Origin of the sequence: Hydrogenophaga sp. IBVHS1, assembly GCF_002127265.1 — a bacterium.
GTDB lineage: Bacteria > Pseudomonadota > Gammaproteobacteria > Burkholderiales > Burkholderiaceae_C > Hydrogenophaga.
Genome location: NZ_NFUU01000003.1, coordinates 663,946 through 679,305, shown reverse-complemented (window position 1 = coordinate 679,305; position 15,360 = coordinate 663,946). Strand labels below are relative to the sequence as shown.

Annotated in this window: 17 protein-coding genes; 2 read left to right on the top strand and 15 right to left on the bottom strand. The window is 66.5% G+C overall.

Translation table 11 applies throughout. From position 1 onward, the window contains the following. Positions 1 to 18: 18 nt before the first annotated feature. The 14 genes from CAP37_RS21095 to hpaR all read right to left on the bottom strand — a co-directional run bounded on the left by CAP37_RS21095 (position 19) and on the right by hpaR (position 11,766). Positions 19 to 1,101 carry an aromatic ring-hydroxylating dioxygenase subunit alpha gene (locus CAP37_RS21095; protein ID WP_086126909.1) on the bottom strand — a complete coding sequence of 361 codons (1,083 nt, stop codon included), beginning with the start codon at positions 1,099 to 1,101 and terminating at the stop codon, positions 19 to 21. 92 nt (positions 1,102 to 1,193) lie between these two features. Next, complete coding sequence (locus tag CAP37_RS21090) at positions 1,194 to 1,766, bottom strand: hypothetical protein (RefSeq protein WP_143436000.1); 573 nt, start codon at positions 1,764 to 1,766, stop codon at positions 1,194 to 1,196. After that, positions 1,763 to 2,368, bottom strand: coding sequence for a hypothetical protein (locus tag CAP37_RS21085; RefSeq protein WP_086126903.1), 606 nt, complete (start codon positions 2,366 to 2,368; stop codon positions 1,763 to 1,765). The genes CAP37_RS21090 and CAP37_RS21085 overlap by 4 nt, the downstream gene beginning before the upstream one ends. Before the next feature lie 80 nt (positions 2,369 to 2,448). Continuing rightward, entirely contained in the window at positions 2,449 to 3,264 is an 816-nt protein-coding gene (locus tag CAP37_RS22150) for a LuxR C-terminal-related transcriptional regulator (protein ID WP_306297844.1), read from the bottom strand. Positions 3,265 to 3,304: 40 nt separating this feature from the next. Continuing rightward, entirely contained in the window at positions 3,305 to 4,321 is a 1,017-nt protein-coding gene (locus tag CAP37_RS21075) for a 2-dehydropantoate 2-reductase (protein ID WP_256927074.1), read from the bottom strand. Positions 4,322 to 4,325: 4 nt separating this feature from the next. After that, complete coding sequence (locus CAP37_RS21070) at positions 4,326 to 5,078, bottom strand: class II aldolase/adducin family protein (RefSeq protein WP_373271110.1); 753 nt, start codon at positions 5,076 to 5,078, stop codon at positions 4,326 to 4,328. A gap of 55 nt (positions 5,079 to 5,133) precedes the next feature. Beyond that, on the bottom strand, positions 5,134 to 5,961 hold the full coding sequence (locus CAP37_RS21065; RefSeq protein ID WP_086126893.1) for an aldolase/citrate lyase family protein: 828 nt from the start codon (positions 5,959 to 5,961) through the stop codon (positions 5,134 to 5,136). Between the two features lie 11 nt (positions 5,962 to 5,972). Next, positions 5,973 to 6,800 carry a 2-oxo-hept-4-ene-1,7-dioate hydratase gene (gene hpaH / locus CAP37_RS21060; RefSeq protein ID WP_086126891.1) on the bottom strand — a complete coding sequence of 276 codons (828 nt, stop codon included), beginning with the start codon at positions 6,798 to 6,800 and terminating at the stop codon, positions 5,973 to 5,975. A 4-nt stretch (positions 6,801 to 6,804) separates the two neighbouring features. Continuing rightward, positions 6,805 to 7,251, bottom strand: a complete 447-nt coding sequence (locus CAP37_RS21055) for a 5-carboxymethyl-2-hydroxymuconate isomerase (protein WP_086126889.1) — start codon at positions 7,249 to 7,251, stop codon at positions 6,805 to 6,807. A gap of 8 nt (positions 7,252 to 7,259) precedes the next feature. Next, positions 7,260 to 8,183 carry a 3,4-dihydroxyphenylacetate 2,3-dioxygenase gene (gene hpaD, locus CAP37_RS21050; RefSeq protein ID WP_086126887.1) on the bottom strand — a complete coding sequence of 308 codons (924 nt, stop codon included), beginning with the start codon at positions 8,181 to 8,183 and terminating at the stop codon, positions 7,260 to 7,262. Between the two features lie 196 nt (positions 8,184 to 8,379). Beyond that, positions 8,380 to 9,849, bottom strand: a complete 1,470-nt coding sequence (gene hpaE / locus CAP37_RS21045; protein ID WP_086126885.1) for a 5-carboxymethyl-2-hydroxymuconate semialdehyde dehydrogenase — start codon at positions 9,847 to 9,849, stop codon at positions 8,380 to 8,382. Beyond that, a complete protein-coding gene (locus tag CAP37_RS21040; protein ID WP_086126883.1) occupies positions 9,846 to 10,631 on the bottom strand; it encodes a fumarylacetoacetate hydrolase family protein in 786 nt (261 codons plus the stop codon). Before CAP37_RS21040 ends, hpaE begins: the two co-directional genes overlap by 4 nt. Continuing rightward, the gene (locus CAP37_RS21035) at positions 10,628 to 11,293 is read right to left on the bottom strand and encodes a fumarylacetoacetate hydrolase family protein (RefSeq protein WP_086126881.1); all 666 of its coding nucleotides are present in this window, start codon (positions 11,291 to 11,293) and stop codon (positions 10,628 to 10,630) included. The genes CAP37_RS21040 and CAP37_RS21035 overlap by 4 nt, the downstream gene beginning before the upstream one ends. Continuing rightward, complete coding sequence (gene hpaR, locus CAP37_RS21030) at positions 11,290 to 11,766, bottom strand: homoprotocatechuate degradation operon regulator HpaR (protein WP_086126879.1); 477 nt, start codon at positions 11,764 to 11,766, stop codon at positions 11,290 to 11,292. Before hpaR ends, CAP37_RS21035 begins: the two co-directional genes overlap by 4 nt. A gap of 79 nt (positions 11,767 to 11,845) precedes the next feature. Between hpaR and CAP37_RS21025 the strand changes: the two genes are divergently transcribed. After that, a complete protein-coding gene (locus CAP37_RS21025; protein ID WP_086126877.1) occupies positions 11,846 to 12,898 on the top strand; it encodes a nitronate monooxygenase family protein in 1,053 nt (350 codons plus the stop codon). Here CAP37_RS21025 and CAP37_RS21020 read toward each other — a convergent pair. Further along, complete coding sequence (locus tag CAP37_RS21020; protein ID WP_086126874.1) at positions 12,882 to 13,955, bottom strand: hypothetical protein; 1,074 nt, start codon at positions 13,953 to 13,955, stop codon at positions 12,882 to 12,884. The two genes, CAP37_RS21025 and CAP37_RS21020, sit on opposite strands and share 17 nt — an antisense overlap. Before the next feature lie 27 nt (positions 13,956 to 13,982). Here CAP37_RS21020 and radA point away from each other — a divergent pair, with 27 nt between their 5' ends. Further along, positions 13,983 to 15,359: a DNA repair protein RadA gene (gene radA, locus CAP37_RS21015; RefSeq protein WP_086127197.1), complete on the top strand. Its 1,377-nt coding sequence runs from the start codon at positions 13,983 to 13,985 to the stop codon at positions 15,357 to 15,359. Position 15,360: the final 1 nt, after the last annotated feature.

The following is a 15,360-nucleotide window of genomic DNA, read 5'->3' as shown; positions in this document are numbered from 1 at the left end:
GAGAGTCTCCGTTGGTGATCAGGCCGGCACGGCCGTGGGGGGTGAAGTGGTGGCGCGTTGTTCTGCCTGCACCCGCGTTTCGAGCAGGCGGCGGAACTGCGCGAGTGCGGCGTCCATGGCCAGCGGCAGCATGGGCAGCGTGGGGTTGAGCTGGATGTTTCGGTGTTGCGCGGTGATCATGTCGCGGTCTTCATTGAAGGCGCCGACCAGGCTGTTGAAGATGCTCTCGGTCACCGCGTTGTCGCCCTCGTCCACGGGGTGCGACTGCTGGAAGAAGTAATGCGTGGTGGTGGCGGTTTCGGGCGTGAGCGTCTGGCAACTGTGCAGCCGCACGGAAGGCCCGGGTGCGTCGGGTGCGGCACCCGTGGGTCGCCCACCCGAGTGCATGAGCAGCGTGCCGGGCAGCAGGAATTCGTAGACGAACCAGCGGTCCAGGTTGGTGTCGAAACGGCGGAAGCGCTGGTAAAACGGCGGCGCCGGCACATCGTTTACATGCCGCGATACCTTGATGCCCATCTGCGGCCAGTCGGCGGTGGCGCCAGGCACAGGCTCGATCACCGGGCGCGACTGCGCAATGCGCGTGGATCCGCCGAGCGATTTTTCGTGCACATAGCTCAGGTGCGAAAAATCGAGCAGGTTGTCGCAGATGAGCAGGTACGGCGTGTCGTAGTGAAGGTAGCCGGGCTGGTGTTTCCAGTCCGCGCTGTCGCAGCTGAAGTTGTCGGGCAGCAGCGCGGTGTCGGCCTTCGCGGTGTCGCCCATCCACACGAACACCCATTTGTTCTTCACGGCCACCGGGTAGCGGCGCACGCGCGCCTTGGCCGGCACGATCTCGATACCCGGCGCTTCAACGCACTGGCCTTGTGGGTTGAATTTGAGGCCGTGGTAGCCGCAGCGCACGCAATCGCCCTCGCGCCGTCCGGCCGACAACGGAGCGTGGCGGTGGCAGCAGCGGTCTTCCAGCGCCACCACCTCACCGGCTTGCGTGCGGTAGACGAGCACCGGCTCGCCCAGCACGGTGCGGGTGAAGAGTTGCGGGGCGTCGGCCTGCGGGACCTCATGGTCCCAGGCGATCACGTACCAGCAGTTTCGCAACCACATGGTCTGTCTCCTGCTCTTGGGGAAGGAGACCCATGCTAGGTGGAGGCGGCAGGCGGTCCGTCCCCTCCGGAGGGGATGGACAGGGGTACCTCTTACTTCGTCAGCGCGCGCCGGAAGTCGGGGTCGTCAACGAGTTTGGCCACGAGCGATTTGTACAAGGCACCGTACTGGTTCATGGCGGCGGGGATGGCCACCGCACCCACGAACGAAGACTCCCATTGGGCGTCGACGGCGAGCTCCTTGTCGTACGCCACCCGGCTGCCGTTTTTCACGATGAAGCGAGCGGCCAGGCGGCCGGTGCCGGTGCCGATGGCGGCGTCCACCTTGCTGTCGGTGAGCAGCCCTTCAATGACGAGGCTGGACGCCGGGTCGACAAGGCCTGCGGCGGTGAGTTCGGCGAGCACCGTGTCCTTGAGCAGTTGCGACCAGGTGCCCTTGGCCGGTGCCAGCGAATTCCCCCTGAGGCCGCTCAACGAGGTGTCCATGGCCGGGTCCTTGCCCGGTGCCAGGCGGAAGGCCCCCACCTGAGCCGGTGCCAGCCTGGCGCTGCGCAGCTTCTCGACGGTGGCGGGCGTGGCACCCGTGGCATCCAGTTTGATGTTCGCGCAACCCGCGAACACGAGCACGGCCAACAACGGGGCAAGGCGAAGGGCGAGAGAGTTCATGGGAATGCGGGGTCCTGTGACAGGGGGTTGAGGGTTCGACTGATCAACTGGCGCAGCATGGTGGTAACGGCTTCTTCAACGCTGGCCACCTTCTGGGCACCCGCAGGTGGCCCGGCCGCGCCGATGTTGGTGTAGATGACGTGTTTGCTCTTCTGCTCCAGCGGGGTCGCGCCACTGCGTCCCGGTGTGTAGCGCAGCGTGCATTCGTAGCCGTCTCCCACCGTCTGGCCTGCAATCCCGAAGGTCAGGCCGGCGACAAAACCTTTGGAAGCCGCGTCATCGCTAAGCGGCACATTGTTCACCGTGGCGGTCAGCAGCGCGCCGCTGGCCACAGGGGCGTCGCTCACTTTGGCGAACAGACCGCTGGTGGCGAGCTGGTCCAGAACGCGGGCTTTGAGGTATTGCGTGGCCGTGGCGTTCGCCACGCCTTTGGTCTGGAACTCCCAGATCAACTGCACCTCGGTCGGCGCAGCCGGCTTCTTGTACTGCGCGACCGGCACCTCCGGCGCATTGCCGTCGACGTAGAAGGAGGCACAGCCGCCCAGGTACACCAGCGCAACGGCCAGCAACAAGCCGCGCAGTGCGCGCCAAATCTGTTTCATGAGTGTTTCTCCGCCTCCAGGGTGCGCAGATTCTATGCGCCGAAAATACCGATCCCTGGTCAGTCTTCCTCGGAGAAACCCTAGCCCAGCCAGCGCGCCAGGCGCATCCGGTCGGCAGGCAAACCGAGCTCTGCCAGCTTGAGATAGGCGCGCTTGCGAAGCGTCACGACGGTGGACGGCGCCACATCGAGATCGGCGGCGATGCCATCGGCGCTGAGCCCGCAGGCGATGCGGGCGCATACCGCGCGTTCGCGCGGCGAGAGCACCGGCGCCAGCTGCGAGAGGCGCCGCTCGGCCTGCGCCACCTGGGCCTGGCGATCGGCCACCACGGCGCCCACCTGCAACGCGGCGTGGTGCGCCTGTCGCAGCAGCGGGGCCAAGGCCAGCAACTGCGCGATTTCGGACGGCTGGAAGAAGCCTTGCCTGTCGTCTCGGTAGAGGTGAATGGCCTGCACGGCGCCCGGCGTGGGTGCGTGCAGCAGCGTGAAGCGCTCGGTGAGGCGTTCGCGCACGTAGATGTCGTCGCGCCAGCCGGCCACGGGCAGTTCATCGGCCCGGCAGTGCAGCACCGCCACCTCGCGCGCGGGGCGGGACCCCACGTGGTCGGCCATTCGCATCACGGAGTCGCTGCGGAAATAGCGGCGTCGGTAAATGGCGAAACACTCGGCGACCACATCGCGATCGTGCGTGTGCTGGGAGCTGCCTTCAATCAGCTCGGGCGTGTGCCGGTGAAAGGCCACCAGCGAGAGGTATTGCACCGGAACCACCTGCTGGACGGCGCGCAACAGCCGCGCCGCACTCAGCGGTGCGCTGGCCACCTCGAGCAGGCCATGCACCGCAGCCGACGAGACGGCTTGGCCGGCGGCGGGAGCGTCGAGGGTCCAGGTGGAGGGCATGAACCGATTTTTCTGTGCCCCGCCTAGGGCGGGTAGGGGGCTAACCCTGCCGGGCGGGTGTTTCGGGGTAGAGGCCGAGCGTCTGCGCCTGCAGGCGCGAGAGGCCAAGCAGCGCATCGGTGAACGGTGTGGGCACGCCGGTGAGCTGGCCGAGTTCGCGCACCACGCTCACCAGCGCGTCGAGCTCCACCGGCTTCCTCGCCTGCACGTCCTGCAGCATCGAGGTCTTGAAGGCGCCGAGCTTGAGCGTAACGGCGTGGCGGTCTTCGGGCTGCTGGTCGATCGGAATGCCGATGTGCGCGCCGATGGCCTTGGCCTCGAGCATGACGCTGCTGATGAAACCGCGCACCAGTTCGTCGCCCAGAATGCGGTCGGTGGTGGCGCCGGTGAGCGCGCTCACCGGGTTCACGGTCATGTTGCCCCAGAGCTTGTACCAGACGTCTTTCTGGATCTGCGGCGAGATGCTGGCGTTGAGGCCGGCGCGCTGCAGCAGTTCGGCGAGCGCCACCACACGCGCGCTGCGTTCGCCCGAGGGCTCGCCGACGATGAGGCCATTGCCAAAGTGGTGGCGAACGACACCGGGCGCGTCGACCGAACAGCTGGCATGCACCACGCCACCCACCACATTGCGCGCAGGCACCGCCCGATCGATCGCACCGCCCGGGTCAACCGCTTGCAGACGCGTGCCCGTACGTGCACCGCCAAATTCGTTGAAAAACCACCAGGGCACGCCGTTCATGGCGGTGAGCACCACCGTGTGGCGCCCGATGAGGGGCGCGATGCTGCGCGCGACCTCGGTCATGGCAGGCGCTTTCACGGCCACGACGACGAGATCCTGCACGCCCAGCGCCACCGCGCTCGACGAGGCCTCCACCGGCGCACCGATGAGTTTGCCGTCCTGGTGGAGTTGCAGGCCGTCGCGCTGCAGCGCGGCCAGCGTGTCGCCGCGCGCCAGCGCGCTCACCAGGCAGCCGGTGTGCGAGAGCAGCACACCGAGCCAGCCGCCAATGGCGCCAGCGCCGACGATCGCGACGCGTTGAAATTCGGGTTGGGACAAGAAATTACTCCAGGTAGCTGCGGTCGAGTCGGTTGACCTGCCGGACCAGCGCATCGAATACATCGCGGCCAGCCCCATGGTGGGGGTTGAACTGCAGCGCGTCGCGGGTGCATTTCGCGGCGATGGCTTCGGGCACGGGAATGGCCGCCTCGGCGCCGCCCATTGAGAAGGTGGCCAGCTGGATTTCGCAAGCGCGTTGCAGCGTCCAGAGAATGGCAAAGGTCTGCGGCAGCGTGGCGCCCCAGGCCAGCAAGCCGTGGTTGCGCAGAATCACCGCCGGCTTCTCACCAATGCTTTTCAGCAAACGAGGCGCTTCATCGGCGTGGATGGTGATGCCCTCGAAGTCGTGGTAGGCCACCATGCCGTGCAACTGCGCGGTGTAGAAGTTGGTCTGTTGCAAACCGCCCTTGAGGCAGGCCACGGCAACGCCGGCTGTGGTGTGGGTGTGCATGACACAGTGCGCGCCTTCCAGGGCATCGTGAATGGCGGCGTGCACCGTGAAGCCGGCGGGGTTGACCGGGTGAGGTGAACCATCGAGCACCTCGCCTTTGAGGTTGATCTTCACCAGGTTGCGCGCCGTCACTTCGCTGTAGTGCAGGCCAAAGGGATTGATCAGGAACTGTTTGTCCTCACCACACACGCTGGCGGGCATCCGCAGCGTGATGTGGTTGTAGATCATCTCCGTCCAGCCCAGCATGGCAAACACGCGGTAGCAGGCGGCGAGTTCGGTGCGTGCGGCCCACTCGTCCGCGTGCATGCCGGCGGGTGTGGTGCTCGTGGGGTTCAGAGCGGTGTTCACGAATGCTTCTCCTTCAGTAGGTGTTGCGCACAGCCTGGCCCGTGCCCTTGTACTGCGCCAGCAGGCTGGTGGCGCCGGCGGCCAGCAGCATGGTGTCGGCGCCCACGGCCACGAATTGCGCGCCGGCCTGCAGCCATTGGCGCGCCAGCGGTTCGGTGGTGGCCAGAATGCCGGGGGCCTTGCCGGCGGCGCGGATGCGCGAGATGCCGTCGAAAATGGCGGCCTGCACGTCCGGGTGGCCGGCGTTGCCCGGGTGGCCCATGGAGGCGCTCAGATCGGCCGGGCCGATGAAGACGCCGTCCACACCCGGTGTGGCGGCGATCGCGTCGAGGTGCTTCATGGCTTCCACGGTCTCGGCCTGCACCAGCACGCAGACTTGCTCGTTGGCCTCGTGCACATAGCGGGCATGCGCCTGCCAGCGCGAAGCCCGCGCGAGCGCACTGCCCATGCCGCGAATGCCGGCGGGCGCATAACGCGTGGCCCTCACCACCAGATCGGCCTGCTCGGGCGTGTCGATCATGGGCACCAGGAGGGTCTGCACGCCAATGTCCAGGTACTGCTTGATGAGGGCCACACCGACATCGCCAGTGCCCACCGGCACGCGCACCACCGGGTGCGAGCGAAGGTCGCCAAAGGCCTGCTGCGCGCTGGCCACGGCCTGCAGCTGGGCCAGCGTGCTGCGCACATCGTTGGGCGCATGCTCGCCATCGATGAGCAGCCATTCAAAGCCGATGCCGGCGATGAGTTCGGTGCTGTAGGGGCTGGCGAGCGCGGCCCACAGCCCGATGGGTGACTGGCCGGCGGCCAGAGCCTGCTTGAAGGTGTTGACAGGTGTTTGCATGAAATTGGCGATCAGACGAACTTGAACCGCAGGCAGCCCAGGGGGCCGTAGTCGGCCTCGAACAGGTCGCCGGCCCTGGCGGCCACCGGCCGCGTGAATGAACCAGCCAGCACGATCTGGCCGGCGTGCAGCGACTCGCCCCACGGCGCGAGCTTGTGCGCCAGCCAGGCGATGCCAATGGCCGGATGGCCCTGCACGCCTGCGGCCAGGCCAGTCTCTTCCACCGCGCCGTTCTGGCGCAGGATGGCGCCGCACCAGGGCAGGTCAGTGGTGCGCGGATCGGCGCGGTAACGCGCATCGCCTTCACCGATGACGATGCCGGCGTTGGCCGCGTTGTCGCTGATGGTGTCGAACACCTTGCGCATGACCTTGGTGTGGCGATCGAACTGTTCGATGCGCGCGTCGATGATCTCGATGGCTGGCGTCACGAAGTCGGTGGCGGCGAGCACGTCCTCCACGCTGACATCCGCGCCTTTCAGCGGCGACTTGAGCACGAAGGCCAGTTCCACTTCCACACGCGGTGCGATGAAGCGGCTGGCAGGAATTTCCAGCACCTTGCCGGCCGTCGCGTTGAACCGCATGCTGTCGAGCAGGGTGCCGAAGTCGGGCTCGTCGATCTGGCTGGAGAGTTGCATGGCGCGGCTGGTGAGGCCGATCTTGTGACCGATGACGCGTTTGCCGCTGGCGATCTGCAAGGCCACCCAGGCGCGGCCCACGCGGTAGCCGTCTTCAATCGTCATGGCAGGAAAGCGCTTCGAGAAATGTTCCAGCGGCACACGGGTCCGCTCCGACTGCTCAAGCTCGGCAGCCAGTTGCTGGATGAGGGCGTCGTCGAGCATGGGTTCAGTTCCGGTTGAAGAGCGGGTGCAGGGAGCTGGTCTTGGCATCGAACACCTCGTGTCCTTCGTCCACCTGCACCGTGATGCCGATAGGCCGCGCGGCAAGCCGGGCGGCAAAACGCGCCTTCACCACGGCTTGCAGCGCATCGCCCACGCGCTGGTGCACCACGACACTGCGGCCCTTGGCCATGCGCACGTTCATGTAGACGAAGGCGTAGTCGTCGCCCAGGCCCGCAGCAATGCCCGCCGCGCCACCGTCGGCCACCGCGCTGTGCGCCGCCGGGTACGCAAGCACGCGCGTGCCGCCGGTGGGGAACACCTGCCGGTCGGACTCGTCGCGCACGGCGAGCATGGCGTCGCACAGTTCGCGGCACAGCGCGCCCATGTCGACACCGCCTTGCTCGGCGGGACGGTCGAGGTTGGGCGTGTAGAGGATGACGAGGTGAGGCATGGTCGGGCTCAGAGACGGCTCACGGCCTGGTAGCCGGCGGCGGACGAGGCTTGCGCAGCAGGGATGGCCGCTCCGGTCTGCGGCGTGACGGGAAACACGGCGTTGATCTGGCCGGTGCCGGAGGCGCCAAAGTACGGCGTGATGACTTCGGCGCGGCCGGCGTAGTCGCTCCAGCCGAGTGCGCCGAGCATCATGGCGGTGTCGTGCATGAAGCCCTCGCCGTGGCCTTTGGCGGCGTACTCGGGCAGCATCTCGCAGAACGATTTCCATTCGCCGTGTTCCCACATATCGACGACGCGCCGGTCGAGCGTTTCGAGGAAGGGACTCCAGATCTTGAAGGCAAATTCGGGGGCGAGGCCGTTCTGCGCGAAGCGGTGGCTGAGCGAGCCGCTGGCGAAGAATGCGACGGTGCCGTCGTAGTGGTCTTCCACCGCTTTGCGCATGGCCCAGCCGAGGCGCACGCTGTCGTTGAGGTAGTGGGACTGGCACAGCGCGGAAACGGAGATGGCTTTGAAGTGCTGGTCTTCGTTCATGTAGCGCATGGGCACAAGGGTGCCGTATTCGGGGCCGAGGGTGGTGGCGTGGTGGGCGAGCGTTTCCACACCGTGCTCGTTGCACACTTTGGCGAGCAACTGGCCGAGCGCGGGGTTGCCCGGGATCTCGAAGGCCATGTTGCTGATGAAGTGGGGCAGTTCGTTGCTGGTGTACGTGCCCTTGAAATGGGGCGCGCAATTGAGGTGGTAGCTGGCGTTGACGAGCCAGTGGGTGTCGAAGACGACGATGGTGTCGACCCCGAGTTCACGGCAACGCCGGCTGATTTCCTTGTGGCCATCGATGGCGTCCTGCCTCGTGCCTTTTCGGGGTCCGTCGAGTTCACTGAGGTACATCGAGGGGACGTGGGTGATCTTGGCGACCAGGGCTAGTTTTCCCATGTCATCTTCCTTGTTGCTGGTTGGTTGCTCCGTGGCTTGAAGCCTTGGGGCGCCAACACGCCACTTCAGATCGAGCGGGCACGGCGCTCTGCGCAGCGAAATAAAGGGGGAGGCGGCTCCAGCCGCCGGAGGACATTCGCGGAGCAGAGCGCCGTGCCCGCTCGATCCCGCCAACCCGGTGGAGCGAAATGAACACTCAAACCCCCCAATGCGGAATATGGTGCGACCCCAGAGACACAGCGACGTTCTTGGGCTCCAGAAACACCTCATAACTCCAGGTGCCGCCTTCGCGCCCCGTGCCACTCGCCTTGGTGCCACCAAAGGGCTGACGCAGATCGCGAACGTTCTGCGAATTCACGAAACACATGCCCGCTTCGATCGACGCCGCCACCCGGTGCGCTCGCCCCAGATTCTCCGACCACACATAACTTGAAAGACCGTACTGGATGTCGTTCGCCAGTTCGATCGCGTGCGCCTCGTCCTTGAACGGAATCAGGCAGGCCACCGGGCCGAAGATTTCCTCCTGCGCGATGCGCATTCGGTTGTCCACATCGGCAAAGACGGTCGGCCACACATAGTTGCCTTTGGCCACGCGGCCGGGCAGTTCAGGCGCGTACGACGGTCGATCAAGCCCACCGCAAAGCAACGTGGCGCCCTCCTTCGGACCCAGCTCGATGTAGCTTCGCACCTTGGACAGATGCGCCTGGCTGATCATCGGGCCCACGATGGTTTTCTCGTCCAGCGGGTCGCCCACCGTGATGCGTTTCGCGCGCTCGGTGAACTTCTGCACGAAGTCCGCATAGATGCTCTGCTGCACCAGGATGCGGCTGCCCGCTGTGCAGCGCTCGCCGTTGTTCGAGAAGATCATGAACAGTGCCGCGTCGAGAGCGCGGTCGAGGTCGGCGTCGTCGAAGATCACGAACGGGCTCTTGCCGCCCAGCTCCATGCTGAACTTCTTCAGCCCAGCGCTCTGAACGATGCGGTTGCCGGTGGCGGTAGAGCCGGTGAACGAGATAGCTCGCACGTCCGGGTGCGCGCACAGCGGCTCACCTGCTTCCTTGCCGTAGCCATGCACCACGTTCAGCACACCGGCGGGAATGCCCGCCTCCAGCGCCAGCTCACCCAGCCGCGCGGCCGTGAGCGGGCTGAGCTCGCTCATCTTGAGCACCGCCGTGTTCCCGAAGGCCAGGCAGGGCGCCACTTTCCAGGTCGCCGTCATGAAGGGCACATTCCACGGGCTGATGAGCGCGCAAACGCCCACCGGGTGGAACAGCGTGTAGTTCAGGTGCGTGGGTGTTGGGTAGGTGTGGCCGTCCACGCGCGTGCACATCTCGGCGAAGTACTGGAAGTTGTCGGCTGCGCGCGGAATGAGCTGCTTGCCGGTCTGCGAAATCACCTGGCCACTGTCGTTGGTTTCAGTGCTTGCGATCTCGGGCACGTGGGCCGCGATGAGTTCTCCGAGTTTTCGCATCAGCTTCGCGCGCTCGGTGGCCGGCAGCCCGGCCCACTTCGGGAACGCGGCCTTGGCCGCCGCCACGGCGGCGTTCACTTCCGCTTCGCCACCGGTGCACACCTCGGCCAGCACCTCCTGCGTGGCGGGGTTGATGGTTTCGAACGTGGCGGGGCCCGAGACGGCCTGGCCGTTGATGAGGTGCTGGATCGTCATGAGGATGCGGGGAGGTGTTGCTGGATGGTGTTGACGAGATCGCCGACGCCTTCGATGGACGTGACGATCACGTCGCCCGGCTGGCAGTCGACCACGCCATCCGGCGTACCGGTGAGGATGAGGTCGCCGGGTTGCAGCGTCATGAAACTGCTGAAATATTCGATCAGCGTGGGCACGTCGAAGATCATGTCGCGCGTGTTGCCCTCCTGCGTGATCTGGCTGTTCACCGTGGTGCGCAGCGCCAGGTTCATCGGATCAGGCACGTCGGCCGCGTCCACCAGCCAGGGGCCGATGGGCGTGCAGGTGTCGCGGTTCTTCACGCGCAGGTTGGGCCGGTACCAGTTTTCCAGGTAGTCGCGGATCGCGTAGTCGTTGGCCACGGTGTAGCCGGCCACGAAGTCCAGCGCGTCGTCCTTCGCCACGCGCCTGGCCGTGCGGCCGATCACCACCGCCAGCTCGCATTCGTAGTGCATGAAGTTCACACCAGCGGGCCGCAGTGTGAACTGGCGATGGCCAATCAGCGTGGCCTCGCCCTTGACGAAGGCCAGCGGCTCCTCGGGAGCCTTGAAGGCGAGTTCCCTGGCGTGGTCGGCGTAGTTCAGCCCCAGCGCGAGCACGGTGCGTGGGCGGTTCGGCGGCATGGGCGCCAGCGGTGGCAGCCACACCACTTCATCGAACGAGAGCCGGCGGCCCTGGTGATCGCCCGAGGTGAGTTCCAGCTGGCCTTCGGCCTCGATGGCGTCGTGAACCTTGCCATTCCATTGAATGCGGGCGTGCTTCATGTGGTTTCCTCCGCCACGAAGCTGTGCACCACCGGTTTGAACCCGGGCGCCGTGATCTCCACGGTGTCGCCCGCGTGCACGAGTTCGCGTCCCCCTTCGGGCAGGCAGTCGGTGCCCGTCATCAACACATCGCCAGGACGAAGGGACATGAATTCGCGCACATCGGTCAGCAGCGTGATGGCATCGCGCACCCACTCGGCCAGCCGGGTGGTCTGCTTGTGCACGCCGTTGCGGTGCAGTTCGATCTCCAGTTCACGAAGCGCATCGAGCCCGCCCAGTTCATCCAGCGGCACGCACTCGGGGCCGAGGCCGAGGAAGCCATCGACGCAACGCGTCTTCACCGGAGGACGGTAGTAACTTTCGTGCGCAATGGCCACGTCGTTGAACAACACGATGCCCGCCACACCACCGGCTCCCATCACCAGCCCCAGCGAGGCGGCCACCTCCACCGAAGCGCCCGCAGGCAACGCGATCGGCTGACCGCACACGGTGAAGGTGTTGGCGGTTTTGACATAAAGAACCGGGGCCTGAGGTGGCGCCTTGTACGGCGGCTGGCTCATTTGCGGCGCCCACAGGGTGTGTTCGTGCTGGAAGTTCAGCAGTGCGCCATACACCGTGCCTTCGGGCAACCAGGTCGGGGCGGGAGATGAGGTGGTGTTCATGCTTCAAGCACCTCGGCTTCCATGGGTTGCTCCAGCGCGATCACCTCGTCGAGCAGGGTGTAGAGCTGTTCGAGCCGCGCTTTGCCCAGGCGCTGTTCCATCCACGCGTAGTGCGATTCGATGGTGCCGGACAAGGCGCTGACGAGTTTCAGGCCGGCGGCGGTGGCGCGCACCACGGTGCGGCGGGCGTCCTGAGGGCAGCGGCTGCGCTCGATCAGGCCATCACGCTCCATGCGCGTGAGCACACCGGTGAGGCTGGGGCCGAGCAGAAAGGCTTCGCGCGCCACGCGCCCGGTTTCCACGCCGCCGGGCGTTTGTGCGTGCTCGCCCAGCACGCGCAGCACACGCCATTGCTGGTCCGACAGGCCGTGCTCGCGCAGGCTGGGGCGGGTGTGCAGCATCACGGCCTCGCGCGCTTCGAGCAACAGGCGGGGCAGGTTGCGGTGGATGAAGGGGGTGTTGGCATCGCTCATTTATTTAATATGTTAAATGATTTTTTTGGAAACACATTCAGGGTTTACCCGCCCGAATACCCCGGCGAGAATGCCGTGCATGAACGCCCTCACCCAACTGCTCGGCACCGAACATCCCTTGATCCAGGCGCCGATGGCGGGCGTGCAGGGAGCGGCGCTGGCGGTGGCGGTGTGCAACGCGGGCGCGCTGGGCTCATTGCCCTGCGCCATGCTCACGCCCGAGACCATGGAGCGCGAGCTCAGCGCCATCGCGGCTGGCACCACGCGGCCTTACAACGTCAACTTCTTCTGCCACACGCAACCCGAGCCCGACGACGCGCGCGAAGCGGCCTGGCTCTTCTGGCTGGCGTCCTACTACGAAGAAGCGGGGCTGGATATCAACGATGTCCCTCGTGGCCCGGGCCGTGTGCCGTTCAACCGCGCAGCGGCCGACATCCTGGAGCGGTTTCGCCCCAAGGTGGTGAGCTTTCATTTCGGACTGCCCGACATCGACTTGCTGGAACGCGTGAAAAGTTGGGGCAGCGTGGTGATTTCATCGGCCACCACGATCGAAGAAGCGCGCTGGCTGGAAGCGTTCGGCGTGGATGCGGTGATCGCCCAGGGCGTGGAAGCCGGCGGCCACCGGGGCATGTTCCTCACCGACGACCTGACGACGCAGATCGGCACGATGGCGCTGCTGCCGCAGATCGTGGCCGCGGTGAGCGTGCCGGTGATCGCTGCCGGCGGTATTGCCGATGCAGCGGGCGTGGCCGCCGCCATGGCGCTGGGCGCCTCGGGCGTGCAGGTGGGCACGGCCTACCTCTGCAGCGCGGAAGCCACCACGAGCGCCGTGCACCGCGCCGCGCTGCACACCGAAGCGGCGCACCACACGGCGCTGACACACGTGTTCACCGGTCGCCCCGCGCGCGGCATTGTCAACCGCGTCATGCGTGAACTCGGCCCGATGAACCCGGCCGCACCGGCATTTCCACTGGCCACGGCGGCCATGGCGCCGCTGCGGGCCCACTGGGAAGCGCACGGCAGTGGTGATTTTTCACCCCTGTGGTCGGGACAGAACCCCAGCGGCTGCCGCGAGCTGCCGGCGGCAGAGATCACGCGCGATCTGTTGCCGGGCTTCAGCGGCGGGCGTTGAGCCAGCGCTTGAGCCGGCGGTCGTCGCTCACCGCGTCGAGGTCTTGGGACAGTCCCGAAAGCTCGGACTCCAGCGCCTGCACCTGATCGATGCGTTGCTGCAACAAGGTGTTGGCGTTGGGTGAGACACCCTCGGGCAGAGCGAACTCGTGGGCCAGCGGCGCCTGGCGGGCAGCGCGTTCGCGCTCCAGCCCCGCCACTTGCGCCTTCAGGAGCAGCGTGAGTGCGGCCAGGCGTTCATCGGGCAGGCGGTGCACCGCTGCGGGGTCAGCCAGCTCGGCGCGGGACTGGATCTGCAGCAGCGTGACGAGGTCGCGCTTTTCATAGGCGGCGTTGGCCTCGCTCATGAGTGCGGTCTTGCGCAGGCGAGCGGCGGGATCGGATTCGCGATCGGGATGCAGCGCGCTGGCGAGCTGGCGGAACAGGCGGCGCAACAGCGTGTCGGCATGGTGCTGTTCGGTGTCTCGCTGCTCCGCGCCGGGCTTTTTGCGCGAGCGCTTCGCGTGTGCGGCTTCGCGGCGCCGATCCTGTGCGGCCTCCTGAGAGCGCCGCAGACGTTCGAGCCCGGCGCGCACCAGTTGTTCGGCGCTGAGGTCTTGTCCGTCGTCGTCGAGCGGCTCCCCCAGCACGGCTTCGAGTCGTTCGCGCATGGCGTCCGCGTGGTCCTGCCGCAGTTGGGCCAGGGAGCGCGGGCTGTGCCGATCGTGCAGTTCGCGCATGGCAGCGTCACCCTCTTCGGCCAGGGTGCGCGCCAGACGGCACAGCTCGGTGCGTGCGGTCACTGTCTGGCCCTCGCTCAGCAGCTTGCCCTGCAGGTGCACGTCCAGCGCCAGCGCCAGCTCACGCTGCCGTTGCGCCACGTCGCCACGCAGCGGCGCCACCGCCTCGTGCAGCGCCAGCCGGTGGCACTGACCCAGTGCATCGAGCTCGGCGAGCTGGCTCTTGAGCTTGTCGATGCGGGTGAGCTGCAGGTTGTAGGCACGAGCGGCCGCTGAGAGCGGTTGCGAGGTGGGTGGCAGCACGCGCAGGGCGGCGACATCTGGGGCGGATTCAAACATGAGCACTCGACTATATTGCCCATCAACATGGCCAAAGACAAAACCCAATACACCTGCACCGAGTGCGGTGGCAGCAGCCCGAAGTGGCTGGGCAAATGCCCGCACTGCAACGCCTGGAACACGCTCATCGAATCGGTGCCGGAATCCACCACGCCATCGAAGAACCGCTTCGCTTCGCTGGCGAAGACCGCCGAGGTCACCACCCTTGCCGACATCGACGCCACCGATGTGCAGCGCACGCCGACCGGCCACGATGAGCTGGACCGGGTGCTGGGCGGCGGTATCGTGGAAGGTGGCGTGGTGCTGATCGGTGGCGACCCGGGCATCGGCAAATCCACGCTGCTGCTGCAGGCGCTGGATTCATTGCAGCGCGCCGGCTCGAAGACGCTCTATGTGACCGGGGAGGAAAGCGGTGCGCAAGTGGCGCTGCGTTCGCGCCGGCTCGGTCTGGATGGGTCTCAGGTGAGCGTGCTGGCCGAAATTCAGCTCGAGAAGATCCTGACCACGTTGCAGGCCACTCAACCGACGATCGCGGTGATCGACTCGATCCAGACGGTGTACTCCGAGCAGCTCACCTCGGCGCCGGGTTCGGTGGCACAGGTGCGCGAATGCGCGGCGCACCTGACGCGGGCGGCCAAGGCCAGCGGCACGGCCATCGTGCTGGTGGGCCACGTCACCAAGGAAGGCGCGCTGGCTGGCCCGCGCGTGCTGGAGCACATGGTGGACACGGTGCTGTATTTTGAGGGCGACACGCACAGCAGCTTCCGGCTGATCCGCGCGATCAAGAACCGCTTTGGTGCGGTCAACGAGATCGGCGTGTTCGCCATGACGGAGAAGGGTCTGAAGGGGGTGAGCAACCCGAGCGCGATCTTTCTTTCGCAGCATTCAGAGCCCGTGCCCGGCAGTTGCGTGATGGTGACGCTGGAAGGCACACGCCCCATGCTGGTGGAAATTCAGGCGCTGGTGGACAGCGGTGGCCCGAGCCCGCGCCGCCTCTCCGTGGGCCTGGACCGCGACCGCCTGGCCATGCTGCTGGCGGTGCTCCACCGCCACGCGGGTGTGGCCTGCATGGACCAGGACGTGTTCGTCAACGCGGTGGGTGGCGTGCGCATCAGCGAGCCTGCGGCCGATCTGGCTGTCATGCTCGCCATCACCTCCAGCCTGCGCGGTCGGGCGCTGCCCAAAGGCTTCATCGCCTTTGGCGAGGTGGGTCTGGCGGGCGAGGTGCGCCCTGCCCCGCGCGGACAGGAACGCCTGAAGGAAGCCGCCAAACTCGGTTTCTCGGTGGCTGTGGTGCCCAAGGCCAACCTGCCCCGCAAGGGCGACAAGGCTTTTGAGGGCCTGACCGTGCACGGCGTGGAACGCATCGAAGAAGCCATGGAAGTGGCCCGAGGTTTGGGCTGAC

Excerpts from the sequence above, each read along its gene's own strand:
- CAP37_RS21095 (WP_086126909.1), bottom strand. The coding sequence starts at position 1,101 with ATGTGGTTGCGAAACTGCTGGTACGTGATCGCCTGGGACCATGAGGTC.
- CAP37_RS21090 (WP_143436000.1), bottom strand. The coding sequence starts at position 1,766 with ATGAACTCTCTCGCCCTTCGCCTTGCCCCGTTGTTGGCCGTGCTCGTG.
- CAP37_RS21085 (WP_086126903.1), bottom strand. The coding sequence starts at position 2,368 with ATGAAACAGATTTGGCGCGCACTGCGCGGCTTGTTGCTGGCCGTTGCG.
- CAP37_RS22150 (WP_306297844.1), bottom strand. The coding sequence starts at position 3,264 with ATGCCCTCCACCTGGACCCTCGACGCTCCCGCCGCCGGCCAAGCCGTC.
- CAP37_RS21070 (WP_373271110.1), bottom strand. The coding sequence starts at position 5,078 with ATGCACGCGGACGAGTGGGCCGCACGCACCGAACTCGCCGCCTGCTAC.
- CAP37_RS21065 (WP_086126893.1), bottom strand. The coding sequence starts at position 5,961 with ATGCAAACACCTGTCAACACCTTCAAGCAGGCTCTGGCCGCCGGCCAG.
- hpaH (WP_086126891.1), bottom strand. The coding sequence starts at position 6,800 with ATGCTCGACGACGCCCTCATCCAGCAACTGGCTGCCGAGCTTGAGCAG.
- CAP37_RS21055 (WP_086126889.1), bottom strand. The coding sequence starts at position 7,251 with ATGCCTCACCTCGTCATCCTCTACACGCCCAACCTCGACCGTCCCGCC.
- hpaD (WP_086126887.1), bottom strand. The coding sequence starts at position 8,183 with ATGGGAAAACTAGCCCTGGTCGCCAAGATCACCCACGTCCCCTCGATG.
- hpaE (WP_086126885.1), bottom strand. The coding sequence starts at position 9,849 with ATGACGATCCAGCACCTCATCAACGGCCAGGCCGTCTCGGGCCCCGCC.
- CAP37_RS21040 (WP_086126883.1), bottom strand. The coding sequence starts at position 10,631 with ATGAAGCACGCCCGCATTCAATGGAATGGCAAGGTTCACGACGCCATC.
- CAP37_RS21035 (WP_086126881.1), bottom strand. The coding sequence starts at position 11,293 with ATGAACACCACCTCATCTCCCGCCCCGACCTGGTTGCCCGAAGGCACG.
- hpaR (WP_086126879.1), bottom strand. The coding sequence starts at position 11,766 with ATGAGCGATGCCAACACCCCCTTCATCCACCGCAACCTGCCCCGCCTG.
- CAP37_RS21025 (WP_086126877.1), top strand. The coding sequence starts at position 11,846 with ATGAACGCCCTCACCCAACTGCTCGGCACCGAACATCCCTTGATCCAG.
- CAP37_RS21020 (WP_086126874.1), bottom strand. The coding sequence starts at position 13,955 with ATGTTTGAATCCGCCCCAGATGTCGCCGCCCTGCGCGTGCTGCCACCC.
- radA (WP_086127197.1), top strand. The coding sequence starts at position 13,983 with ATGGCCAAAGACAAAACCCAATACACCTGCACCGAGTGCGGTGGCAGC.